This window comes from Jannaschia formosa (assembly GCF_003340555.1).
In the GTDB taxonomy this organism is placed as follows: domain Bacteria; phylum Pseudomonadota; class Alphaproteobacteria; order Rhodobacterales; family Rhodobacteraceae; genus Jannaschia; species Jannaschia formosa.
The window spans coordinates 520141-544876 of the sequence record NZ_QPLJ01000001.1 but is presented as its reverse complement, the minus strand read 5'-3'; the positions used below and the strand labels follow the sequence as shown (position 1 = coordinate 544876).

Annotated in this window: 17 protein-coding genes, 1 tRNA gene and 1 pseudogene; 8 read left to right on the top strand and 11 right to left on the bottom strand. The window is 64.1% G+C overall.

Features of this window, described 5'->3' with window-relative positions; genetic code table 11:
* The 5 genes and pseudogenes from DR046_RS02750 to DR046_RS02730 all read left to right on the top strand — a co-directional run.
* Window positions 1–122 (top strand): annotated as a pseudogene (locus tag DR046_RS02750) (IS5/IS1182 family transposase); the annotation flags it as partial.
* A gap of 1308 nt (window positions 123–1430) precedes the next feature.
* Window positions 1431–4169 (top strand): class I SAM-dependent DNA methyltransferase, encoded by a 2739-nt coding sequence (locus DR046_RS02745; RefSeq protein WP_115379666.1) that lies wholly within the window; start codon window positions 1431–1433, stop codon window positions 4167–4169.
* Window positions 4166–5632: an ATP-binding protein gene (locus DR046_RS02740; protein ID WP_115379664.1), complete on the top strand. Its 1467-nt coding sequence runs from the start codon at window positions 4166–4168 to the stop codon at window positions 5630–5632. Before DR046_RS02745 ends, DR046_RS02740 begins: the two co-directional genes overlap by 4 nt.
* Before the next feature lie 175 nt (window positions 5633–5807).
* Window positions 5808–7874, top strand: coding sequence for a pseudomurein-binding repeat-containing protein (locus DR046_RS02735; protein ID WP_115379662.1), 2067 nt, complete (start codon window positions 5808–5810; stop codon window positions 7872–7874).
* A complete protein-coding gene (locus tag DR046_RS02730; RefSeq protein WP_115379660.1) occupies window positions 7867–9048 on the top strand; it encodes a GIY-YIG nuclease family protein in 1182 nt (393 codons plus the stop codon). The genes DR046_RS02735 and DR046_RS02730 overlap by 8 nt, the downstream gene beginning before the upstream one ends.
* Before the next feature lie 169 nt (window positions 9049–9217).
* On the opposite strand, the gene DR046_RS24790 is transcribed toward DR046_RS02730, so the two are convergent.
* Window positions 9218–9415 carry a helix-turn-helix transcriptional regulator gene (locus DR046_RS24790; protein WP_115379658.1) on the bottom strand — a complete coding sequence of 66 codons (198 nt, stop codon included), beginning with the start codon at window positions 9413–9415 and terminating at the stop codon, window positions 9218–9220.
* Between the two features lie 734 nt (window positions 9416–10149).
* Here DR046_RS24790 and DR046_RS02720 point away from each other — a divergent pair.
* Window positions 10150–10572, top strand: coding sequence for a hypothetical protein (locus tag DR046_RS02720; RefSeq protein ID WP_115379656.1), 423 nt, complete (start codon window positions 10150–10152; stop codon window positions 10570–10572).
* A 675-nt stretch (window positions 10573–11247) separates the two neighbouring features.
* Here the strand turns inward: DR046_RS02720 and DR046_RS02710 are convergent.
* Both DR046_RS02710 and DR046_RS02705 read right to left on the bottom strand, forming a co-directional pair.
* A complete protein-coding gene (locus tag DR046_RS02710; protein WP_135227244.1) occupies window positions 11248–11523 on the bottom strand; it encodes a hypothetical protein in 276 nt (91 codons plus the stop codon).
* Between the two features lie 52 nt (window positions 11524–11575).
* Window positions 11576–12769 (bottom strand): tyrosine-type recombinase/integrase, encoded by a 1194-nt coding sequence (locus tag DR046_RS02705; protein WP_115379650.1) that lies wholly within the window; start codon window positions 12767–12769, stop codon window positions 11576–11578.
* Window positions 12770–12882: 113 nt separating this feature from the next.
* Between DR046_RS02705 and DR046_RS02700 the strand changes: the two genes are divergently transcribed.
* Window positions 12883–12954: transfer RNA gene (locus DR046_RS02700), tRNA-Ser, on the top strand.
* Window positions 12955–13397: 443 nt separating this feature from the next.
* On the opposite strand, the gene DR046_RS02695 is transcribed toward DR046_RS02700, so the two are convergent.
* The 8 genes from DR046_RS02695 to DR046_RS02660 form a co-directional block, all read right to left on the bottom strand.
* Entirely contained in the window at window positions 13398–14819 is a 1422-nt protein-coding gene (locus DR046_RS02695; protein ID WP_115379763.1) for an MFS transporter, read from the bottom strand.
* 77 nt (window positions 14820–14896) lie between these two features.
* A complete protein-coding gene (locus DR046_RS02690) occupies window positions 14897–15667 on the bottom strand; it encodes a GntR family transcriptional regulator (RefSeq protein WP_135227243.1) in 771 nt (256 codons plus the stop codon).
* A 131-nt stretch (window positions 15668–15798) separates the two neighbouring features.
* Window positions 15799–16512, bottom strand: a complete 714-nt coding sequence (locus DR046_RS02685; protein WP_115379646.1) for a cysteine hydrolase family protein — start codon at window positions 16510–16512, stop codon at window positions 15799–15801.
* A 29-nt stretch (window positions 16513–16541) separates the two neighbouring features.
* Window positions 16542–17615 (bottom strand): ABC transporter ATP-binding protein, encoded by a 1074-nt coding sequence (locus DR046_RS02680; protein WP_115379644.1) that lies wholly within the window; start codon window positions 17613–17615, stop codon window positions 16542–16544.
* Window positions 17612–18733 carry an ABC transporter ATP-binding protein gene (locus DR046_RS02675; protein WP_306418021.1) on the bottom strand — a complete coding sequence of 374 codons (1122 nt, stop codon included), beginning with the start codon at window positions 18731–18733 and terminating at the stop codon, window positions 17612–17614. The genes DR046_RS02680 and DR046_RS02675 overlap by 4 nt, the downstream gene beginning before the upstream one ends.
* Window positions 18734–18743: 10 nt before the next feature.
* Window positions 18744–19652 carry an ABC transporter permease gene (locus tag DR046_RS02670; protein WP_115379641.1) on the bottom strand — a complete coding sequence of 303 codons (909 nt, stop codon included), beginning with the start codon at window positions 19650–19652 and terminating at the stop codon, window positions 18744–18746.
* A gap of 24 nt (window positions 19653–19676) precedes the next feature.
* Window positions 19677–20633 carry an ABC transporter permease gene (locus DR046_RS02665; protein ID WP_115379640.1) on the bottom strand — a complete coding sequence of 319 codons (957 nt, stop codon included), beginning with the start codon at window positions 20631–20633 and terminating at the stop codon, window positions 19677–19679.
* Window positions 20634–20732: 99 nt separating this feature from the next.
* Window positions 20733–22328, bottom strand: a complete 1596-nt coding sequence (locus tag DR046_RS02660; RefSeq protein WP_167766842.1) for an ABC transporter substrate-binding protein — start codon at window positions 22326–22328, stop codon at window positions 20733–20735.
* A gap of 389 nt (window positions 22329–22717) precedes the next feature.
* On the opposite strand from DR046_RS02660, the gene DR046_RS02655 reads away from it, so the two are divergent.
* Complete coding sequence (locus DR046_RS02655) at window positions 22718–24421, top strand: asparaginase domain-containing protein (RefSeq protein ID WP_115379636.1); 1704 nt, start codon at window positions 22718–22720, stop codon at window positions 24419–24421.
* Window positions 24422–24736: the final 315 nt, after the last annotated feature.

Genomic DNA, 24736 nt, shown 5'->3' with positions numbered 1-24736 from the left:
GGAAGCTCAAGAACAGTCGCCGCGTGGCAATCCGCTACGACAAGACCGCCACCAGCTTCCTCGGCTTCGTCGACATCGCATGCATCCGCTTGTGGATCCGACGTTTTGTCAACACGGCCTAATATCCGGCAATGCATGTTTTCAACTTCATTCGTCCGAATCCGCGGCCCGCGATTATCGGTAAGTCGCCAAGGCATCAACGCGGCTTCCAGCGTTCATTTCTCTTGTAATTATTTCTCGAGGTTGCCGCGCTACATTTCTTCAAGCCTAATCCGTTAGGAAGCGCCTACTCCCGCTATTGTTACAACTGATCATTGCGTCTTTTGCATTGGTGAGACGCGATTCCTGTTCCCTGAATATGATATGTTCATAGCGCGACTTTATCCTGGCACCCGGCTACCATTTGGCGAAGCGGATTCCATCTCCCGGCCTTTTCCTCCTCCGTCCTCTTCTATTTCCGAAAGTCGACTGGCCTGTTGCGGCCTTGTGTTTCCCAGTCATACCAGTGCGTGTTTTGTCAGGTCATGTCTGACGTATCCTCCTTGGCTCGAGCCGTCGCATGCCGCTTCGCTAGAAGCCTCGCCTGAGTTATCCTAGCCCATGCGAAAAAATTTTGGAGAAGGCGGGGTCGGATGCCGATTTGGGTGGGCGCGCAGCGAGTTAGTCGCATCTCGGGCGATAACAGTGGCTGTCACTGTCCGTAATCCCGTTCCTTAGGCCAGAATGGCGGGCTGCCTGTCGAGATTGTCACTGGTAAAACGCGAATGATGTCACGCCTCCTATTCTAGTTATAGGGAAGGAGTACATGTTTTTTTCATATTTCAAGCCTACTTAGGTCTTTTCACTGTCTTGAATTAAATTGTCGCCAATTCTGGACTTTTGGGGTGCTATCATATTCAGATAAAGTAGTCCTCAAGAATAGGCCAGAGGTTGAAGCCCATTCCAAATTACTCCAGCCGCTTGATCTCCTATGCGAAAGCCTCAGAGCATCGGGCCTGATCTCCGGGTCCCAGTCGGTATAGGCGCCCCGACCGTGGTTCCCTGATTTCGGAGGTGTTGTCATCGCGAGAGCGTCGATGATGGTGGCGCGCTACAGGCTCGCGCGGCTGATCACGGGTGGCGGAGCGGCGGTTGTGGTCGGCCGCGACCGGACTGGGCCTGGCGCGGAAGGTCTGGGCGGATTGGTGTCCGATCCGACAGATAGCGCTGACGGTCAGCGCAATCTCCAACGGCTCGCCGTAGTGCGACAGCTTCGGCATGCCCGCCGTCCGACCCTCGATACGTCCGTGCAGCGAGCTGTCCTTATCCGACTCGGCGCGTACCCTGACGGCACACAAGAAGGGGAACAACCGCAATGCCCGCGACTTCCCCCGTGCGCTTGTGGCCCGGCCCTGCCATGGTGGCCGAGGGCGCGACGAACGGGGACGCTGATGAACGCAGTCGAGATCGAGCAGGCCATCACGGAGCTTGCCGAGAAGCCCTTCGATGCATCTGAGTTCCCCTTCGCGTTCCTCGAAGCCTTCGGGAATAAGGCCACGACACTCAAACGCTTGCGTAACGGCACGTCGAACAAGTCGGACCTCGGCGGCGTGCTCCAGACTGGCAATATCCACATCCTCACAACCGAACCTGGCGGCGTCCCCGCGGCGATGGAGGCGCTGCGCACGAGCCCGGCAACGCTCAAGAAGCAGCACAAGGTCCGGTTCATCCTCGCCACCGACGGCCAGACGCTGGAGGCCGAGGCGCTGAACACGGCCGACGCTCCTGTCGTCTGCGACTACGCGGACTTCCCGAACCATTTCGGCTTCTTTCTCCCCCTCGCCGGCATCTCCACCGTCGAGAAGATCCGCGAGAACGCCTTTGATATCCGCGCCACGGCGCGGCTCAACAAGCTCTACGTGAAGCTGCTGGAGGAGAACCCGGACTGGGGCAGCGATGCGCGGCGCCACGACATGAATCACTTCATGGCGCGGCTGATCTTCTGCTTCTTCGCCGAGGATACGGACATCTTCCGCTCCTCCGGCCTGTTCACCGCCACGGTCGAGCAGATGTCGGACGACTCCAACACCGACTGGGTCATCTCTGAGATCTTCCGCGCGATGAACACCAAGATCAAGGACCGCGCGGCTCTTGGCCTGCGCCCTTGGGCCGATGCGTTTCCCTACGTGAACGGCGAGATGTTCTCGGGCTCCGTGGAGGTGCCGAAGTTCTCTCGCCTTGCGCGGCGGTACCTGCTGCATATCGGCCATCTCGACTGGACGCAGATCAACCCGGACATCTTCGGCTCCATGATCCAGGCCGTCGCCGATGAGGGGGAGCGCAGCGCGCTGGGGATGCACTACACCTCCGTGCCGAACATCCTGAAGGTGTTGAACCCGCTCTTCCTCGACGACCTGCGACGGCAGCTCAGCGAAGCGGGCGACAACGGGCGCAAGCTGTTGAACCTGCGCAAGCGGATGGCGCGGATCCGGGTGTTCGACCCGGCCTGCGGGTCGGGCAACTTCCTGGTTATCGCCTACAAGCAGATGCGTGGGATCGAGGCGGAGGTTAACCGGCGGCGGGGTGAGCTCGACCGGCCGACAGACATCCCGCTGACCAACTTTCGGGGCATCGAGATCAGGGACTTCTCGGCCGAGATCGCGCGGCTGGCGCTGATCATCGCGGAGTATCAGTGCGACGTGCTGTACCGCGGCCAGAAGGAGGCACTGGCTGAGTTCCTGCCGCTCGACGCGCGCAACTGGATCACCTGCGGCAACGCCCTGCGCCTCGACTGGCTGGAGATCTGCCCACCTACGGGGACGGGGGCGAAGGTGCGCTCGGGCGACCTGTTTGGGGTCGAGCCGGACCAGGCAGAGATCGACTTCGAGAACGAGGGCGGAGAGACGTATATCTGTGGGAACCCGCCGTACCTTGGCGACAAGTATCAGAACCCCGAGCAGAAGTCCGACCTGGCTGCACTAGTGAGGGGCAAGCCGCAAAAGGCAATCGACTACATTACCGGGTGGATATGGAAGGCTTCTGAGTTCCTCCGGGGACAGAGCGCCTTCGCCTTCGTCACGACGAATTCGATCAACCAAGGGGTTCAAGTGCCAGCAGTATGGCCTCGTGTGTTCTCTGATGGCAACGAAATCGTTTTTGCTCACAAGGACTTTAAGTGGTCCAACAATGCAGCGAACAATGCAGGTGTCATCGTATCCGCAGTCGGAGTCGCTCCGGTAGGGCAGGCAGCCAAGACCATATGGGAAGGTGAGCTCGAAAGATCAGTATCTTCGATTAACGCCTATCTCGTCGATGGCCAGTCCCTAATCGTCGCTTCGAGGTCTCGCAGCATTTCTGGACTGCCTCTCATGAATGCCGGTAATATTCCTCGGGATAAAGGTAACTTCATGCTGACTTCGGAGGAAGCAGGCGAGATCGTCGAGGCCGAACCAATTGCACGTCGAATGATCCGGCGTATTGTGGGATCGAGTGAGGCAATTAATGGAACCTTGCGCTATTGCTTATGGATCGACGATGATGACTATGCAATGGCCATGAGAATTCCCCAGATTGCAAAGCGCCTGAATGCAATTCGCGCGTACCGGGAGGCTGGAAGTGAGCGAGGGAAGCTGGGTGTGAACACGCCGCATCGCTTCGAGCGGGTGATCGTCGCTCAGTCTATTCAAATTGTCGTGCCGCGCGTTTCATCCAACAGAAGGGAGTTTCTCCCAGTCGACGTCTTGCCATCGAATGTCATCGTCTCGGACGCAGCGATGGCGCTTTACGATGCGCCACTGTGGAACGTGGCCATCCTTCAGTCGCGCCTGCATCTAGCTTGGATAACAACCGTCTGCGGTAAGTTGAAGACTGACTTCCGCTACTCTAACACCCTCGGCTGGAACACCTTCCCTGTCCCCACCCTCACCCAAAAGAACCGAGACGATCTCACCGCCTGCGCGGAGCGCATCCTGCTGACCCGCGAGGCGTACTTTCCCGCCACCATCGCCGACCTCTACGACCCGGAGAAGATGCCTGACGACCTCCGCGCCGCCCACGACGCCAACGACGAGACCCTGGAACGCATCTACATCGGCCGCCGCTTCAAGAACGACACGGAACGCCTGGAGCACCTCTTCGACCGCTACACCAGGATGACCGCTGCCGAGGGCGCGAGGAAGCGGGGCGCATGACCTTGGACCCCGTTCGCCAACTGGAACGCACGCGACGGCTGATCGACGACCTGCGCGCCCGGCCGTCGGAGACGGCTTGGCTGGAGTTCAAGGAGAACAAGGCGGACGGCCCCATGATCGGCAAGCTCGTCTCCGCGCTCTCGAATGCCGCCCGGCTCTCGGACCAGCACTATGCCTACATCGTCTGGGGCATTCGTGACGGCGACCATGAGATCGTCGGCACGGATTTCGAGCCGGGGACGAAGCGCGAGCAGGGCCAGCCCCTCGAGATGTGGCTGGCCAGCCGACTTCGCCCGTCCATCGCGTTGCAGTTCCAGACTCTGGAACACCGTGGCCATCGCCTGGTCCTCCTCTCGATCCCAGCCGCTCCGAGCGCGCCTGTCGAGTTCGACCGCACCGCCTTCCTGCGGATCGGGGAAGCGACGCCACGCCTGTCGGACCATCCGGAGCGCCTGGCGGCGCTATGGGGCAAGCTCCAGGCCTTCGCATGGGAAGCGGGGGTCGCCGCGCAGTTCCTGTCCGGCGACGATGTCCTCGCGCGCCTCGACTACGCCGGCTACTTCGATCTGACCGGCCGGCCGCTGCCCGACAACCGCGCGGGCATCTTCGAGAAGCTCGCAGCGGATCGGCTGATCCAGCAGGATGTCGGCGAACACTGGAACATCACCAATCTCGGCGCGATCCTGTTCGCGAAGCAACTCGACGACTTCGATACCTCCCTGGCGCGGAAGGCAGTTCGGTTTGTCGCCTATGGCGGCCAGGGCCGGGCGGACACCGTCACCCATCGGCAGGATAATCGGCGCGGCTACGCGGTCGGATTCAAGGGACTCATCGACTACATCGACGGCCTGTTGCCGCGAAACGAGTATATCGGCAGCGCCTTCCGCCAGGAGCGGCCCCTCTATCCTGCCATTGCCATCCGCGAGTTGATCGCGAACGCTCTGATCCATCAGGACATGACCGTCACCGGCGCTGGTCCGCTGGTCGAGCTCTTCTCCGACCGGATGGAGATCACCAACCCAGGCAAGCCGTTGGTCGACCCGTCCCGCTTCCTCGACGCTCCGCCCCAGTCTCGCAACGAGGCGCTGGCGGCTCTCATGCGCCGCATGAGGCTCTGCGAAGAGCAGGGGACCGGCATCGACAAGGTGATCACGGCGGTCGAACTGCATCAGCTCCCGCCGCCGGACTTTCGAACGGTCGGCGATGCTGTCCGCGTCTCGTTCTTCGCCCCCCGCGGGTTCGCACAGATGTCCCCTGATGAGAGGCTGCGCGCGTGCGCCCAGCATGCAGCGCTGAAGCACGAGAGCGGGCAGAAGATGACGAACGCCAGTCTTCGCGAGCGGCTAGGGATCGACCACGCCTCTCAGGCCTCAGTGATTATCCGCCACGCGCAGGACGAGGGTCTGATCCGGCCTGCCGACCCGGACCATCCCCGCGCCGGCTACGTCCCGGCCTGGGCGTAGGCCGGCATAGTTTTTGATCGGGTCTTGATTCCAAGAGGTCCGCACGAGGGAGAGAATTGAGAAATGCCTTACGGAACAAATGACTAGCTCTGATTCCGACGCCTTGAGGCTGTTGATCAGGTTTTAATCCTGGTAGCCGCCAAGACGCCCGTGGCAGCATAACTCCGAGAATTTCATGGTTGATCACGTCCCTTCCGTCTCCGTCACCTACGCCCGCACCGGAGCCACCCATGCCTCGAACGAGCTTGGCATGCGCCCGATGCAGGAACGCGCCTATGAGAAGCGGGGCGAGCAGTATCTGCTGATCAAGTCACCCCCGGCGAGCGGCAAGAGTCGCGCCCTGATGTTCATCGCGCTCGACAAACTGGCGAACCAGGGCATGCGCCAAGCCCTCGTTGTGGTGCCCGAGCGCTCCATCGGCGCGTCCTTCGCCGACGAACCTCTGTCGAAGTTCGGCTTCTGGGCGGACTGGACCGTCGAGCCCAAATGGAACCTCTGCGACGCACCCGGCGGCGACGACGGCAAGGTCGGCGCCGTGGGTCGGTTCCTGGCATCCGACGACCGCGTGCTAATCTGCACTCACGCCACCTTCCGCTTCGCCGTCGACCGCTTCGGGATCGAGGCCTTCGACGACCGCCTGATCGCGGTGGACGAGTTCCACCACGTTTCCGCCAACCCCGACAACAGGTTGGGTGCGCATCTCGGCGCTCTGATCGCCCGGGATCGCGCCCACATCGTTGCCATGACCGGCAGCTACTTCCGCGGCGACGCCGAGGCCGTGCTGTCGCCCGAGGACGAGCAGCGCTTTGACACCGTCACCTACACCTACTACGAGCAACTCAACGGCTACCGTTGGTTGAAGCAGCTCGACATCGGCTACTTCTTCTACACTGGGTCCTACGCCGACGACATTCTGGCGGTTCTGGACCCGGCCGAGAAGACGATCCTCCACATCCCTTCTGTGAACTCGCGCGAGAGCACGAAGGACAAGCACAAGGAGGTCGAGCACATCATCGACGCCTTGGGAGAATGGAAGGGCGTAGACCCAGTTACTGGCTTTCAAACGGTCGAGACGCCAGGAGGACAGACGATCAAGATCGCCGACCTCGTGGACGACACCGATCCTGCCCGCCGGAACCGCGTGCTCGCCGCGCTGAAGGACCCAGCCCACAAGGACAACCGCGACCATGTCGATATCATCGTTGCCCTTGGGATGGCGAAGGAGGGCTTCGACTGGATCTGGTGCGAGCACGCCTTGACCGTGGGCTACCGCGCCTCGCTGACTGAGATCGTGCAGATCATCGGCCGCGCCACCCGCGATGCCCCGAACAAGACTCGCGCTCGCTTCACCAACCTGATCGCCGAGCCGTCGGCCTCCGACGAGGCCGTAACCGAAGCGGTGAACGATACCCTCAAGGCCATCGCCGCGAGCTTGCTGATGGAGCAGGTGCTGGCCCCTCGGTTCGAGTTTGTACCCAAGACGCCCCAGAGCAAGCCTCAGGAGGGCGTGGACTATGGTCCCGGCGGCTACGACGAGGCGAAGACGAATGTAGGGTTCGTGTCGGATGGCCCACAGGCTGCTTTTCAGATAGAAATCAAAGGGCTGAAGCAGCCGACGACGGAGAAAGGCCGCTCTGCCTGCGAGGACGACATCAATGATATCATCGCGAGCTTCGTCCAGGACCGGCATACGGTCGAGAAGGGCCTCTTTACCGAGAAGGAGGACCTCGTGCCCGAAGAACTGACGGTCGTGCGCATGGGCAAGGTCATCAAGGACCGCTACCCGGAACTGCCCGAAGAGGACCAAGAGGCCATCCGTCAGCGGGCTGTCGCGGCACTGAACCTGACGCAGAAGGCGTCCGAGGAGGTCCGCAAGGCGAAGGCGGACCCCGACGAGCCCTCGCCCAACACGGCTTTGATCGATGGGGTGCGGAAGTTCGCGATGGACGTGCGTGACCTCGACATCGACCTGATCGACGCGATCAATCCCTTCGGCGAGGCTTATTCGATCCTCGCCAAGACCATGAACGAAAACAGCCTGAAAGCCGTCGCCGCGATCATTGCTGGCAAGAAGACCAGCCTCTCGCTCGAGGAGGCGCGCGACCTGGCGAAGCGAGCCAAGCAGTTCCACGCGGAGCGCGGGCGACTACCCTCGGTAACCGCCCAGGACCCGTGGGAGCGGCGCATGGCCGAGGGGATCGCGTTTCTTAAGCGCAGGGTAGAGGAGGCGCGCCGTGGCTGAGCAGAGTGACGAGGACCTACTCGCCGATCTCGGCGTCGAGATCGAGGCGGAGCCCCAGCGCGCCCGGAGCCCGCAGGAGGAGCGCGTCCTGGCGGGGTTTGAGGACATCCAGCGCTTCGTCGCGGAGCACGGCCGCATGCCGTGCCACGCGCCGGAGGGCGATATCTTCGAACGACTCTACGCCGTCCGACTAAGGCGACTCCAGGGACTGACGGAATGGCACGACCTGCTCAAGCCGGTCGACTACCAAGGCTTGCTGCCCGCACCATCGCTCCCGCCGGATGGCGGCGCCGAGGAGGACGATGACGCGGCGCTGCTCGCATCCCTAGGAATCGAGGAGGATGCGTCCGACCTCACGACCCTGCGCCACGTCCGGTCGACCGCACAGAAGAAGGCCGCTGAGGAAATCGCCCAACGCGATCCCTGTCCCGACTTCGACCGGTTCCGGCCCCTGTTCGAGGCCGTGCAGGCGGAACTAGACGCGGGAGTCCGAGAGACGAGGCCCTTTGAGGCCCGATCCGAGATCGAGGTCGGCCGCTTCTTTATCCTCAATGGCCAGAAGGCTTACGTTGCCGAGAAGGGCGACGAGATACGCAAGGACTACGACCAGACGGATGCGCGGCTTCGGGTGATCTACGACAACGGCACGCAGAGCGACTTGCTGATGCGGTCCTTGCAACGAGCGCTTCACAGAGACGCGGCCGGGCGCAGGATCACAGACCCTAACGCGGGTCCCCTCTTCGGCAGTGTACAGGAGGATGAAGACCAGCGGACGGGGACGATCTATGTCCTCAGCAGTCTATCCGATGATCCCTGGATCGTGGAGCGGCGGGACCTCTTCCACAAAATCGGCGTCACCGGCGGCACGGTCGCGCGTCGCATCGCGGACGCGGAGAACCAGCCGACGTTCCTGATGGCCGGCGTGAAAGTTGAGCGGACCTACGAGTTGATGAACATCACCCGGTCGCGGTTCGAGACGCTCATTCACAGAGTGCTCGAGCCCGCAAGGGCGGACATTGAGATCGTGGACCGCTTCGGCCGGCTGATCGTCCCGCGCGAATGGTTCCTCGTCCCGCTTTTCGTAGTAGATTCCGTGATCGATGCCATTGTCGACGGTTCCGTGGCCGGACTGCAGTACGATCCGAAGACTGCAGAGCTCGTCCGAGTGGGGTAAGGACTCGAAGCTCCCGATGTCCTCATAGTGAGGGATGATTAGTCTCGAATTCATGACTGCTAAGTGGACGATTGCGGCGAGCGCGACATCGGAGAGGAAGCGTCCACTTTGCAGTCGTAGCTAGATGGCGATGCTGCGGCCGCCCTTGAGCCTGAACGTTGGCTTTAACTCAGACCAGATCCCTAGGCCCGATCTCCCGCTCCAAGAGCCACTGGTCGAGGGCCTCGGGTCGATAAAGGACTCGGCGGCCAGCCGTCGTTCGAGGTGGACCCTTCCGAAGAACATGCCAGCGGTCGAGCGTACGCGGGGAGACACTGAGGCGCATGGCGGCCTCGTCACGGGTGAGCAGTGGTTCGTGCTTCGGCATGGGCCAGCATCCAGATGGGTCGGTTCCGAGGCCCATATGCGCCGGTCTCAAACCACATTGAAGGTGCCGAGAAGCCAAGTCCGACGGACTTGGCCCCGGTGGCTGCGGGATGACCCAAGCCACCGAAAAGGGAACCCTTTTCCTGCACCTAGGAGAGCGGCCTTCGATTGTATTTCAGAGGTGGCTGGGAACCTGCTCTCACGTGCCTTGCGTGTGGCGCAGGTAAGATGAGCGATCAACAATCGATCCCGGCGGCGGTGCCGCCTTGCCTATTCCGGGGTCCGTTGCCGGGGTCATCCCCTTGGCTGCCTGAAGTCCTGGGAGCTGCCTACCCCATGCCCGGACCTGATCCTGATGTCGTGCGGATCGAATGCCAGGATGGACGCTTACCTTCATCGTTCGTTCCCTATGGATGGGACGGCAGGGCCGGGCATCGTGCTCAGCGCGCGAGGGCGATCCAGCGCTGCGTGATATCCGGGAACTGGCGCTGCCGGTGGTGCGGCGATGCTCGTCCCGAGTGGTGCCGGGCGGATGCCGAGTATTGCCGGGAGGGATCCCGGAAGCGCGCCGCCATGGCGAGGGAGGCGGGCCCTGTTGGGGCCAGCTCCTGACGAATAACGTTGAACTGATCGACGTCGGATCAATGAGGCCAATCTCGCCTAGTCCTCATCGCTTGAGCTGGTTCGGACGGGTGCGATACATCCAGTATCTATACTTTCGGAGTGACAGATTCGATGAGCTACTTGGCCTTCCCGATCATCGGGGGCACCTACAAGGGTCATATGGGTATCGGGACGGGTGTGCTGTGGTCTGTTTCGTCGAAGCGGTTCCACGGCGTGATTTTCCAGAATCCCCAGAAGAAGTATTGGCCGCAGGACATCAAGCGCATTAAACAGATCGTCTCGAATGACGGGAAGGACTTCAACGGTGCTGCAGGGGTGGCGGCGGCGGGCGCGCTCTTCCTCGGTCCCGTCGGGGCGATCCTCGGCGCTATCGCTGGAGGCAACAGGACCGACCAGACCTACGGGATCGAGTTCACGGACGGTGCGAAGGTGGTCGTCCAGATCACCGGAGTAGTCGGCGACGCATTCGAGAAGACTTGGCGGTGCCTCTACCTCTACGCTAGGGAGAACGGCCTCATCGACGTCGATTTCTGAGCCAGTCAATCCGTCCTCGCTTGGCATACGCCGCCGCCAAGGCGGCCCGATCCTTCACTTGGTCGCGCACTACATTGCTGTCGTAGCCCTTGTGCTAGATCACCACGAGCACGTCTGGCGGCAGGCGCTGCAGCAGCGTCCGGCGGTGCCGTCGGCGACGTTGACGCCCGTGAGCGCTGGCCGAACGGAGCGGCACCAGCGGTCCGCGAGCGCCTGGACCTAAGTCGTCCACCGCCCGCGCGAGCTCCCGATGCCCTGCGCGACCTCCCTATTTTGCCTCCTCCGGCCGTGCGGTGCACGGAGACAACCGAGTTGTCGATGAGGACCTGCACAGGCCGGCTATCTACATCCGCCAGCGCCTCGAGTATGCGGAACCAATGGTCCTTCCCAGCCCACCGCCGTCATCGGTTACTGGGGGTCTTGCGCACGCCGTAGGGAGGGGGCGCACCCGCCCACCGGCACCCCGACCGCAGCACATGGACGACCCCAAAGATCACCCGCTGGTCATTCACCCGCGCCATGCGACGGACCTTGTCAGGCAGGTGCGGCCACGACCCATACATCTGCGCATCGCTCAGCCAGAACAGGTTCTCGGGCTAGGCCGCCGCCCCTCCAGGATAGCAACCATAAATCATGAACAGGCTGACGAGACCAGATGGTCAACGAATCCGGAGCCTAATGCACGGAGGCGTCCCCTACATTGTCCTCGAAATAGAACTTCTCGATAATCTCGCTAACGACGCCATCGATAGTATAGCCATTTGCAAGCATTGCGGCGCTAGCAGAGATGAGGTCCTCGATCTCCTCGGAGAGCTTCTCAGAGTCATTGGTACCATAATGGAGATCCAGCTCGATGGCGAGGTGCCGTGCGAGCTTGTTTACAATGCTCAACAGATCCTGGGTCGAACCGATGTCGGCTCCACCGACGTCATTGGGGTCTAGTCGCTTCATCATTGGGGCTCCAAAAAGTAGAAGTAGATCGATGAGTGTAGTTCTGCCAGATCTAGCTTTGGCTATGATCCTGATCCCCCGCCGCAGCTTTCCAGGCGGCGCCGACCAGTTCAGCGGCAGCTTTCTGTGGTGCATCCATTAGGTGTGCGTACCGGGCTGTTGTTTGAGGCTGCGAGTGCCCGAGCATTTCTCCGACCGCGGCTAGGCTGTATCCAGAGCTAATGAGGAGAGATGCGAAGCTATGGCGCAAGTCGTGCATTCGGAAGTCATCGAGATCAGCCTCTTTCCTAAGCCAGTTCCAAGGCTTATTTACATCGGGAATTGGTGTCCCGCCTTTCGTGGGGAACAGGTATTCCGACTGGTCGGCCGCTTCCGCTCTCATCTGTTGAAGCAGAGTGACCGCGGCATCTGATAACGCCGTACTCGACTCTGTCCTCGACTTCGTGCGTTCGGCCGGTTTCCGCCAGCGTGCTGGTGGCTGATCCCCCGCCGCAGGAATCTCGAACTCGTCCCAGCGCGCGCCGAGTACCTCTGATCGACGAGCTCCGGTTAGGGCCAAGAGAGTGATGGCATTCGCGGCCTGGCGGTTCGTCATGCGGCCCAGTGCAGCGACTAGGCGAGCCATTTCGTCTGGTGTAAGGTAGCGCCTGCGAGCCTTTTCTCGGTTCTGTTTAATGTTTGTGGCAACGTTGACTTTTACTAGCTCGCGAGAGAGGGCATAGCTGAAGGCCCTCCGGATGGAAGCTAGGACCCTGTTTGCTAGTATGGGTGCGGCCTGGGAGATCTTTCGGTGCAGATTGAGGACATCCAATCGTGTGACGGCCGATACCTTCTTGTTTCCCAGGGCCGGGATGATATGGCGGTCCCAGTAGGCCACCTGTTCCTTTCTGTGCTTCTCTGAAATGTCCGGGAAGTGGTCTCTCTGGTAGTCTGTCCATAGCTGCTTGACGGTCGGCGCGGCTGCGATGGCGTCGCGTTTCTCGAGCGGGTCCACGCCGTTGTCGACTTCCCGACGAAGCTTCTTCGCTGCCTCGCGGGCTTCAGCGAGGGTACAGGTTGCAGTGTCACTAATTCGCATCCGGCGTTCATGGCCGTGCAGCGAGTACCCGAAGACGAAGGTCTTGTGCCCGTTCGGAGTGATGCGCAAGGCCAGACCGGGGGCCTCGGCATCCCGGAACAGCACCTGCTTACCAGGGGTGCCTTCCAGCTTCTTTACTTCGGTCTGGGTGAGCCTGAGAGATGGCATGATGTACGGCCTGTGTACGTCTGTCTCCGTACACCAGGTGGATTTGGTGTCGTCTCATGTCAAGATGAACCCTGAGGAAACCTCATGAAAATATGGTTTTGAACAGAATTCATGCACCCTCGAATTGTCAGGCACACTGATTTGTAATCAGTAGGTCCGCGGTTCGAGTCCGTGTGGGGGCACCAAGCACAACGATACTTTCAGTTATTTTTGGCCGTCCGACGGGCCTGATCTCCGACTGCGACGGCACATGGAAGCAGGCTAATGTCGCGGATCGGCTACAACCGCACACTGGCGTCTTCCACCAGGCATTGCGGCCTTCCGGTATGCCAACCTTCAAGGCGTGAGCTATCCAGGGCGGCGGAAAAGGCTGTTAAGCTCGCCAAAAGCTAGACCACGCGCCGGGACACGATCTGCGGCCCCGACGGTGCCGCATGCCAAGGGGTAGACGGATGGAACCAGACGGTCAGCCATCCACGCTCACGCAGCGCGGCGTTACAAGCGGACCAGGTCGGGGGTGCGGCAGCGGCTCGGGGCGGGCCTCGACATGTCGCCCAGCCGTGCAGCTGGACCGGGATCTGGATCCCCGACAGGCTTCGTGCAGCAAGGCCCCTCCTGATTCCCGTCGCTATGTCGGACGGGATGTCCGAACCAGAGTGGCCGCGATGGCTACGACGCAAAAGGCGATAGCGAGGGCCATCAGGGGTTGAAGGGCGAAGTCGGCGGCCGCCCCGATCATCAGGGCAGCCAAGGCGGCACCGATCGATTGACCCAGAACCCGCGCGGTCGATTGAAGGCCGCTCGCGCCGCCACTGCGGTCTCGGGGAGCCATGGTCATGACGACCTTGTTGTTCGGAGCCTGAAACAATCCGAACCCGATGCCGCAGATCGTCAGGCGCCAGACCACGTCGGCATTGTCCGGCACCGGCGGCATGGTCGCCAGCGCGAGGAAGCCCAGCGCGAGGATGGCGAGGCCTGCGAGCGAGAGGTATTCCGGCGGATGGCGGTCGGACAGGCGTCCGGCGAGCGGTGCGATGACCGCGGTGGCCACTGGCCAGGGTGTCAGCAGCAACCCGATCTCCACTGCCGTACGCCCCGTCACACTGAAGAAGAAGGGTAGCGAGACGAACACGATGAACTGAGCCACGAAAGAGCAGACCGAGGCGATGATGGCCATCGAGAAGGGCCGTATGCGCAGCAGGTCGAGCGGCAGCATCGGTGCGACGGCCCCTTGCAGGCGCAGGGTCAAAGCCAGGAGCGCGAGGGCGGCGAGGGCGAACTTGCCCGCCACGAGCGCGGACCAGTCGCCGTGCCCCAGCGCGGTAAGCCCCGAGATCGTGAGACCGAAGGCGACGGCGTTGAGGCCCGCGCTGACCCAGTCGAAGCCCCGGCGCGATCCGGCCATGCGGGGCAAGGTGATGAGGCCCGAGAGCAGGATCACGAGGCTGAGCGGCACATTGATGAGGAACAGCCATTGCCACGAGGCCACGGCAAGGATCGCCCCCGCCACCGTGGGACCGGAGGCGGCCGAGACCCCGACGATCAGCGAAATGGCGGCGATGCCGCTGCCGATCCGGCTGGCGGGCATGATGTGGCGCACCATGGCAGCGTTGATACTCATGAGAGCGCCCGCGCCGAAGCCCTGAAGCAGGCGGGCGGCGTTCAGCATCTCGATGCTGGTGGCCTGGGCGCAGAGGAAGGAGGCCCCGCCAAAGAGGGCGACGCCGAGGAAATAGACCCGGCGGAAGCCGACCGATTCCCCCAACGCCGCGAAGGGCAGGAGCGAGATGACAACGGCGAGCTGATAGATGGTGACCACACCGATCGCCGTAGCCGGAGCGACCCCCTGCTCTCGCGCGATCGTGGGAAGCGCCACGTTCATGATCGAACTGTCCAGCACGGCCATCATGATGGCGATGCCGATGGTGACAAAGGCGAACGCGCGCTGGGGCTGGGGCAGACCGTCCTCGGGCGCGGGGCGGTGGCCGGGACCGGGCGCGGGGCCAAGCTCCGGTCCGGCCGCGCCCGCGTCGCTGTCAGGTCTGAACATCTTCACCGTGGCATCCTGTGATGAGGTCGGCAGGCCGTTGGCGCGCCGAAGGCGGTCGCGCGGCGGGCGGGTGCGGGTCAGGCGCTTCGGAACAGCGCGTCGGGATCTTCGGGGTCGTCGGACGGGGGCGCGGAGGCGTCGTGGCCGGACCCTTTGGCGTTCGCCGCGTCCGAAGCAGCGTTGCGCTGTTCGATCTTGCGCCACTGGCGGACGATGCGCTGGCCGTTCTGGTAGACATGTTCGCGGCACATGTCCTCGGCGCGGACCTGCTGGCCGCGCCGGATCGCATCGACGATGTTCACATGGGCGGCGTGGTTGATGGCCAGCGCATCGGGCTCGATCCAGCGGTAGCGGATCTCCTTGAGCAAGGGGATATCTTTGGTCCGGCGCAGCGCGGCCTCGGCATGGACGTTGGACGAGGCCCTGTCGATGGCCTCGTGGAAGGTTTCGTTGAGGCCCTGCCATTCGCTCAGGGTTTCGCGCGTCCAGATGCCTTCGTCGATTATCCGCTCGGAGCGCGAGAGGACGACGTGAAGCCGGTCGAGCTGATCAGGGGCGAGGCCGCGTTCGGCGGCGAGGCGCGCGGTCAGGCCCGAGAGGGTGGCGCGCAGGTCGTAGATCGCCTCGATGTCGGAGCTGTCGAAGGCCTGCACGGTGAAGCCGCTGTTAGGGGCGTATTTCAGCAGCCCGTCCTTCGCGAGGATGGCAAGCGCGCTACGGACGGGCGTGCGTGACACACCCAGCCGCGTGGCAAGCTCGACCTCGTTCATCCTTTGCTCAGCAGGAAATTCGCCTTCCAGGATGCCCTCGCGCAGGCGTCGTTCGATCATCTGGCTGCGTGTCGTCACGGTTATCTCCTCGATTCCACACCGAACGCTACCGCATCCGTCCGGGCACTACGCGCACCACAAGGTCTTTCCGGCATCCGGCATCCGGCGAACCCCGACCCGGGCGCGTGGCGCCCGGGTCGGACCAATGCCTATTCGGCCGCTGCCGGGGTGGCGTTGCGCCGCATGAGCGAGATCAGTTCGTCGGTGCTGAGGACGTCACCGAAGGTGGCGTAGATGCTGAGCAGGCTTGCATGATGCTCCCGGTCGGAGAGCGCGGCATTGGCATCCTCGACCATGATGGTCTTGTAGTTGAGCATCATGGCGTCCCGAGCGGTCGATTCGCAGCAGACATTGGTCACGGTGCCGGTGATGAGCACGGTTTCGATCCCCGAGGAACGCAAGCGGTCGTGCAGGTCGCTGGAGCCCTGGATCAGCGCGCTGAAGCGGCGCTTGTAGACGATGGCATCGGCGGGCTGGACATCGAGATCGGGATGAAGCTCGTGGCCGATGGCGCCCCAGGCCATATTGGCCTGCCGGGTCGCGGCGCGTTCGGGATCGTGATTGGTCATGGCGAACCAGTGGGACCATTCGGTGCGGGTCTGTTCGTCGATCGTGTTGCGGATCCAGAACACCTTGCCGCCCGCACTGCGTAGAGCGGCGGCGAGGCGGTTGACGTTGGGCACGACCGAGACCGCCTCGGGGACGTAGGCGGCGGCATGTTCCTCGACCATGAAGGCGTTCTGCAGGTCGACCACGACCAGCGCGGTGGTCGCCGGGTTGAAATCGGCGTGGATATGGGTCGTGCCGCGGCGTTCCATCACGCGGTCGAGGATGTCCTGTGGGATTTCGAGCTTGGGATGCATGGTCGGTCTCCTTCGGGGTTGGAAAAAGGTTACTGTCCGGCGACGAGTTCGCCGGGGGCGCGATCGGCTGGGGCGGGGTTTCTGGGGGACGGCTGGGCGTGGTGGCAGAGCAGGTGACCGAAGGCACCGCTTGGCGTGAGGCCGGGTTCTTCGCGCTGGCAGAGATCTGTGGCGCGGGGGCAGCGGGGCGCGAAGGCGCAGCCGCGCGGCAGGGCGCGCAGGTCGGGCGGGCTGCCGGGAATGGCCTCGAGGTCGCGGTCGCGGGGCTGGCCGCTGACGGTGGAAGCCAGCATGCCGCGCGTGTAGGGGTGGGCGGGCGCGAGCAGCACCTCTTCGGCGCTGCCGTACTCCACGATCCTGCCCGCATACATGACCGCGATCTTGTCTGCGATCTGGGCCGCAACGCCGAGGTCATGGGTGACGAAGATCGTGCCCATGCCCAGATCCTGCTGCAGCTGGCGCAGCAGGATCAGCACCTGGACCTGTACCGTGGCATCGAGCGCCGTGGTGGGTTCGTCGGCCAGAAGCAGCTTGGGATAGCACGAGAGCGCGACGGCGATCATCGCGCGCTGGCGCAGGCCGCCCGACAATTCGTGCGGATAGGCGCGCAGGCGGCGTTCGGGCGACGGGATGCGCACCAGTTCGATCAGTTCGAGCGCGCGGGCCATGGCGGCCTCACGGCTGGCCCCGGTGTGGCGCATGACGGTTTCCGCGATCTGGTCGCCGATGGTGTAGACCGGGTCGAGCGCGGTCATCGGTTCCTGGAAGATCATCGAGATGCCCGCCCCGCGCAGGTCGTTCAGCGCCCGGCGGGGCAGGGTCAGGACATTCTCGCCCAAGAAATCGACCCGGCCGGCGATCTCGGACCGCCCTTCGGGCAGCAGGCGCATGAGGGCGCGCAGCGTCACGGATTTGCCCGAGCCGGATTCGCCCAGGATGCAGAGCACCTCGCCCGCCTCGAGGGTGAAGGACAGGTCGCGCACGGCCTGCGTGCGCCCGGCTCGGCTGATGAAATCCACTTTGAGGCCGCTGACGTCCAGCAGGGGGGCCTGCGGCTGTCGGGGCGCGGCGGCCCCGGGCGCTGTCGTCTTGGCTGGGGTCATGGGATGGGTCCTGTGGCTGGAACGGGCGCGGCGCGACCGGGGATGGCGGCGCGCGAATGGCCCGAGGAGGGCGCGGCCATGTGGCAGGCGGCGGCGTGGTCGGGGTCTTGCGCCAGCGGGTTCAGCGCCGGCGCCGTCGTGGTGCAGAGCTTTTCGGCGAAGGGGCATCGGGTGTGGAACCGGCAGCCCGCGGGCGGATTGACGGGGTTGGGCGGATCGCCGGTGATCGGCGGTTCCGTGACCCGGTTGCGCGGGTCGGCATGCAGTTGCGAAGCGAGAAGCGCCTGCGTGTAGGGATGGGCGGCGGCGGAATAGATCCGGTCGACCGGCCCGATCTCGACCACTTCGCCCAGATACATGACCAGCACGCGGTCCGAGATGTACTGGACGACATGCAGGTCGTGGGAGATGAAGATGTAGGTGAGGTTGAAGTCGCGCTTGAGGCGGCGCAGCAGGTTGAGCACCTGCGCCTCGACCGATTTGTCGAGGGCCGAGACCGCTTCGTCGAGGATCAGCATGCGGGGGTTGAGCGCGAGCGCGCGGGCGATGTTCACGCGCTGCTTCTGCCCGCCGGAGAGTTCATGCGGGTAGCGCCCGGCGAAGAGGTGGGCGGGCAGCCCGACCTGGTCGAGCAGGCTGAGGGCATGGGCGCGCGCCGCGGACGGGGGCATGCCGTGGACGCGCGGCCCGTAGGCCACGGAGTCCTCGATCGGGAGGCGCGGGTTGAGCGAGGAGGCGCTGTCCTGGAACACCATCTGCAGGTTGCGACGCAACTCGCGCAGGCTGAGCCCGTCGCGGGCGCCTACCTCCTGGCCATCAAAGATCAGCTCGCCCCCGTCGGGCGGGATCAGGTGCATGAGCAGGCGGGCGAGGGTGGACTTGCCGCAGCCGGATTCGCCCACGACGCCCAGCGTCTCGCCCTTCTGGACCTGGAAAGAGATGCCGTCGACCGCCCTGACCGAGGCGACGCGGCGGTTCAGGAGGCCGCCGGTGATGGGGAAGTGCTTGCGGATGCCGCGGGCGATCAGCATCGGCTGGCGCGGCCCGCCCTTGTCGCGGGGATCGGGCTTTGGCGATCCCAGCGCGCGGGCGGCCTTCGGCTTGAAGAAATTCATCATCTCCCGCTCCTCACGACTTGATGTCCATGGCCTGGCGCAACCCGTCGGAGACGAGGTTGAACGACAGCGACACGATCAGGATGGCGATCCCCGGCAGGGCGCAGACCAGCGGCGCGACGTAGATGCCCTGACGCAGGCTGGAAAGCATCTGTCCCCAGTCGGCCGTCGGGGGAGAGACGCCGAGGCCGAGGAAGGACAGTCCGGCCGCAAGCAGGATCGAGACCGAGATCAGGCTGCTGGCGTAGATCAGCACCGGCGGCAGCACGTTGCCCACCACATGGGTCAGGATGATGGAGCGGGCCGGGGCGCCGCTTGCGCGGGCGGCATCGACGAAATCGTGGCCGCGGATCTGGCTGGCCGCGGTTTCCGCGATCCGGCAGAGCGAGGGGATGAAAACCAGCGTGAGAGCCAGAAGACCGCTGCCCATGCCGCCGCCGAGCGTGCCCGAGATCGCGACGGCGAGCAGGACCGAGGGGAAGGCGTAGAACACGTCCATGATCCGCATGACGATCATGTTCACGGCGCCGCCCATGAACCCCGCGACCACGCCGAGCAGCCCGCCGACGACGATGGCGATGGCCACAGGCAGGATCCCCATGAGCAGGCTGGTGCGCGCGCCCCAGATCAGACGCGACAGCATGTCGCGCCCAAGCTCGTCGGTGCCGAGCGGGTGCCCCTCGGTGCCGACGGGCTTGAGGCGGGCGAGCATGGAGGTGGCATAGGGATCGTATGGTGCGATCCAGGGCGCGAGAAGCGCCGCACCGACGGCGCCGAGGATCACCGTCATGAAGGCAAGCGTCACTCGGTCCTCGGACAGGCGCTCGCGCACGGCCGCCCAGTAGCTGCGGCGACCGTCGCGCGGCAGGGTCTCGGGGGTCGGGCCGGCGAGAGCATCGGGGCTGGTGGCGAGATCGGACATGACGAGGGCCTTTCTGCAGCGGGCTCAGGCGCGCTTGATGCGCGGATCGATCACCGTCTGGAGCAGATCGACGATGAGGTTGATCGCCACGAAGGAGAGGGCGAGGACGAGAATGGTTCCCTGCAGGAGGGGAATGTCGCGGGTCAGGATGGCGCGCGACATCACGAGGCCGGTGCCGGGCCAGTTGAATACCGTCTCGATCAGGATCGACCCCCCGATGAGGTAACCCAGCTGCAGGCCCATGACCGCCAGCATCTGCGGCAGGGCGTTGCGCAGCGCATGGCAGACCACCTGCATCTCGCCGAGCCCCTTGGCGCGCAGGAGCTGGACGTAATCCTGGCTGAGGGTGTCGGCGACGGCCGAGCGGGTCGAGCGGGTGACGACCCCGAGCGGGATCATCGCCATGGTCACCATCGGCAGGATGGCATAGCGCGCCTGATCCCACTGCAGCCAGCTGAAATGCTCGGACCCTTCGCCGCCCATGCCGGTCGCGGGCAGGAGCCGCCACTGGACCGCGAAGAGGATCACCAGCACGATCCCCATCCAGTAATTCGGCACCGACACCCCGATGGTCGAGATCGAGGTGGCGATCTTGTCGATCGGCCGTCCCAGGTTGAAGGCGGCAAGCGTGCCGAGGATCGTGGCGAGGACGAAGGCCGCGAGGATAGCGGCGATGGCGATGGCGAGCGTATTTCCGAGCGCACGCGTGACCTCGTCGATCACGGGGCGGTTCGATTGCAGCGAGATGCCGAGATCGCCGGTCAGGGCGCGGGCCAGCCAGTCGAGGTATTGCAGCACCAGGGGCTTGTCGAAACCGTAGAGGCGGCGGATCGTCTCGATATCCTCGGCGGTTGCGTCGGGCGGGATCAGCGACTGGATCGGGTCGCCGGGGGCCAGATAGACCAGCGAGAAGCAGATCACCGAGACGCCGATGGCGATGGGGATGGCGTAGAGCACCCGTTTTGCGGCGTAGACCCACATGCGCGATCCTCCTTGGGGCGGGCTTCGGTCGGGTCCGGCCTTGTTGGCCGGGAGGGGGCAGGCAGGGGGGGCGCGGCTCGCGCGCGCCCCCCGGAGGCGTCACTCCACGCGGATCGGCGTCATGTCCTGAAACCAGCTCTGGGCCTGGACGAAGTCCTGCACATGCGGGGCCATGGCGCGCGGGTTCAGGTCGCTGACCACGAAGATCTGCGCGGCATCGGCCACCACAAGTTCGTGGGCCTGGCGGATAAGGTCGTCCTGCTCGGCCGGATCGAAGCTCTGCAGGGCCGCGGCCATCAGTTCCTCGGCCTCGGCATGGTGGTAGCCGCCCCAGTTCGATCCGCCCGGCGTCTGGAAGCGCTTCATGAAGCTCTTCACGAATTGCAGGGGCTCCATCGAGGCGCTGGAGAAGTTGATCGCGTCGTATTCGGGATGGGCGACCGCGCCGCGGATGAAGACGCCGATCATGGTGTTCCAGTCAATCACCTCGAAGGTGACGTCGAAGCCCGCCGCACTCAGATGGGCCTGCATCAGCTCGTTCATCGGCAGGGGCTGCATCTGCCCGGAGCCGGCGGGCGAGATCCCGATGGTGACCTCGCAGGGAAGGCATCCGGCCTCTTCCAGCAGGGCGCGGGCCCGTTCGGGGTCGTAGCTGAAGCGGTAGGGTTCGCCGAAATTGCGCTGGTTGGTGGTGTGGGCGCCGAAGGCGGGCGTGGCGGTGCCGTTTAGAAGGGCCACCATCTCGTCGCGGTTGATGGCGTAGTTGGCAGCCTGCCTGACCCGCACATCGGCGAAGGGACCTTCGAGCACGTTCAGCCGGTAGGGCCAGTAATGCGGATATTCGTTCAGCACGACCGTCATGCCCGCGCCCTCGAGCGCGGGGATCATGTCGGGGGAGGGAGCCTCCACGAAATCGACCTGACCCGACAGGAGGGCGGCCGCGCGCGTCGTGGCTTCGGGCATCGGCAGCAGGACGAGGCGTTCATGCTGCGGGATGCGGTCGGGGTTCCAGTAGGCGTCGTTGCGCAGAAGTTCGAGCCGTTCGCCGGGGACCGCGCTGCCGAAGACATAGGGGCCAGTACCCGAGGGCGTGGCGGCATAGGCGGCGCGGTCGTTGCCCGCCGCCTCATAGGCGCAAGGCGAGACCATCAGGACGTAGACGAGGTTGTAGGGAAAGAGCGATTCCACGTCGGTGGTGTGGAGCGCGAAAGTCATGTCGTCGATCAGTTCCACCTCGGCGATGGTGGAGGTGCGCGAGCGGGCGCGGGCGAAATCGACCTGGTTGAAGCCAGGATGGCTCTCGTCGATCAGGCGCTGGTAATTCCAGACCGCGGCCTCGGCGTTCCAGGCGCAGCCGTCGTGGAAGCTCACGCCCTCGCGCAGGTCGAAGATCCAGCGGCTGGGGTTCTCTGGATCGATCGACCAGGCCTCGGCGAGACCGGGAATGATGTCTACTTCCTGGTCGGAGGTGCTGAGGTCCCAGGACACGAGACCTTCGTAGAGCGAATAGCCCACGAAGCGGTGACCCTCGAACCCCTGGTCGGGCATGCCGGCCCAGTCCGGCACGTCGCTGACGGTCATCGCCACGGTCAGAACGCCGCCCGGCAGGTCCTGAGCCAGGGCAGCCGGCGGTGAGCCCATTGCGAGAGCGGCCAGTGCCGCCGGGATCAGGCGCCGCCGATATCGGGTGATCATGTGCATCCGCGTTACTCCAGTTGCCAAACCATCGAGAGCGTTGGCAGCCGTCAGGCTGCTCTGCGCCGCCTCGGAACGACGGCGCTGCTGGACCGAGGCTTTGTGCGCAACGGACTACTTGGGAAGTAAAAGTATACAATCCTGAAAGTATTCTGCGGTGCAGCGCGAAATCGCCGGGGAAACGGGCGGCGTTGGGCATCGATGCCTAAAATGTGAACAATCGGTTTCCAGCAGCAATGACTGAGTAAGTAACCACTGGATGGAATCGGTCGCGCGCCTGTCATGAGGATCTGGCGTATCCGGCGTTCATGCAGTTGCAGCAGGATTGCATACAATACGGCACCTGACCCTCGCCGGGCGCCTTCGCAGAATTGAATGGAGAGAGAGCCATGCTACAGAAATCTCGCGTCCGGATCGCCCATCTGGCCGGACCGACCGCCACGATCCAGAACACGCCGCCGCTCGTGACGTCGAACAAGGCGCGGATGCGGGCGGGGCTGCCCGTGGTGACGGGCCCCGACGGCCAGCCGCACCAGTTCGACGCGCTACGAGCGCAGCGGCTGGCGGCACCCGCCAAGGTCTATGTCGAGCAGTTCTCGGCCCATCCGCTGGAGGTGGATGCGGCGGAGCTCTATGGCCCGCCTGATGGCTACATCGGACCCGACGGCCAGTTCAGCCCCGAGCGCCGGTCGCCCGAGGACAAGCCGGTCTACGAGATCGAACTGGCGCCGGAGGATGGTCTTTATCCCCTGCCCTACATGGCGCTGCAGGCCGATGGCACCCCTTGGGAGGAGGAGATGGCCGTTCCCTTCGGCGAGGAAGCCAAGGCGCGGCAGAGCTTCTTTCCCGACGGATCGCGGAGCTTCGAGGAGATCGACCGGCTTGGCATCGGCACCGAAGGCAAGGCGAGCCTGTTGTCGCAACAGGCCGACATAGACTTCTATCGCGTTCTGCCGCCCGGCGGCTGGAAGAAGGGTGTGCCCGCGAACCTGCGCACCGATGTCGGCGAGGGCGACATTCCCCCCGAGACGCGCGGCATCGATTTCAATGCCTACAAGCCCTATCACCTGTCGTCGGCCCCGTCGCGGCCTGCGCTGGCCAAGGCGACCAACGACACCCAGGCCATCGCCGACAGCGGCGAATACGACGGGCTGATCTGGACCCAGGGCAGCCCGCAGGTCGAGGAAACGGCCTATTGGTTCAACCTGCTGATCGACACCGAGTTGCCGATCTGCGGCAATGCCGCCCAGCGCCCGCAGGGGCAGATCAGTGCGGATGGACCCAAGAACATCGTCGATTCCGTCGCTTTCGTCCGGTCGGGCATCTGGCGTGACGCCGAGGGGCGCAACCGCTGCGGCGTGGTCGTGGTCCAGGAACAGCAGTTCTTCGCCGCGCGCGAGGTGGCCAAGGCTGATGCGCGGCCGGGCGGCTATGTCGCCACCGGCGGGCATGGCGGCATCCTCGGGCAGATCACGCACAAGGATGACCTGTGGCTGACCTATGTGCCGGCCTACAGGCACACCTGGTGCTCGGATGTGAACATCACGAAGCTGCCCGCGAGCACACATGCCGCCACGACGCGGGACGGAGCGCTGCGGCATGTGGAGGTCGCGATCAAGGACGAGGCGGGGCGGCTTCTGCCCTCGGCGATCCCGTCGGTCTCGATGATCAAGGAGGGCAGCTATTCAGACGAAGAATACGGGTTCGGGCCGGACGATGCCGCGGATCTGGCGGCGCTGATCTCGCACAAGCTGTCGCTGGGGCGACTGGCCGGGTTCGTCACTGAGGGGTTGGTGCCCTACGGCCGGTTGCCGTCATCGGCGCGCGAGACGCTTCTGGAGCAGGCGGTCTTTGCCGGGCTACCGGTTGTCCGGGTCGGGCGGGGCCATGCGGAGGGATTCGCAGATCCCGCCCCGCTGGCGATTTCCGGGTCGAACCTGACGGCCACCAAGGCGCGGCTTCTGCTGATGGCCTGCCTGATGAAGTTCGGCGCGCTTCCCATCGCGGCCGATCCTGCCGACCCGACGCCCGAGGAACGCAAGGCCACCATTGCGGCGATCGAGGCGTTCCAGGACGTGTTCAACACACACTGAGACCGAGGAACAGAACAACGCGCACGGCAGGCGCCGTGCGCGCTTTCCGGACATTCCAGCTTCGGTTTTTCCGGATGCGGGGCCATGTGCGTAAAGGCCTTGAAGGCCGGACTTTTCCCCTTCCGGCCAAGCGTTAGCCGAGGGCCTCGTGCAACAGGGCCAGTCGGCAGGAACCCATGCGCTGTTCCTGCTTCCGGCGGCTCTCCGCCCCGGATTGGGTGATCTCGCCGCCTAGCCCCCAGCCACCAGGCAAGCCAGCGGTTCTTGATTGACTGCTCAGTCAATAACCGCCATGACGCGCCCGTACGCATCAGG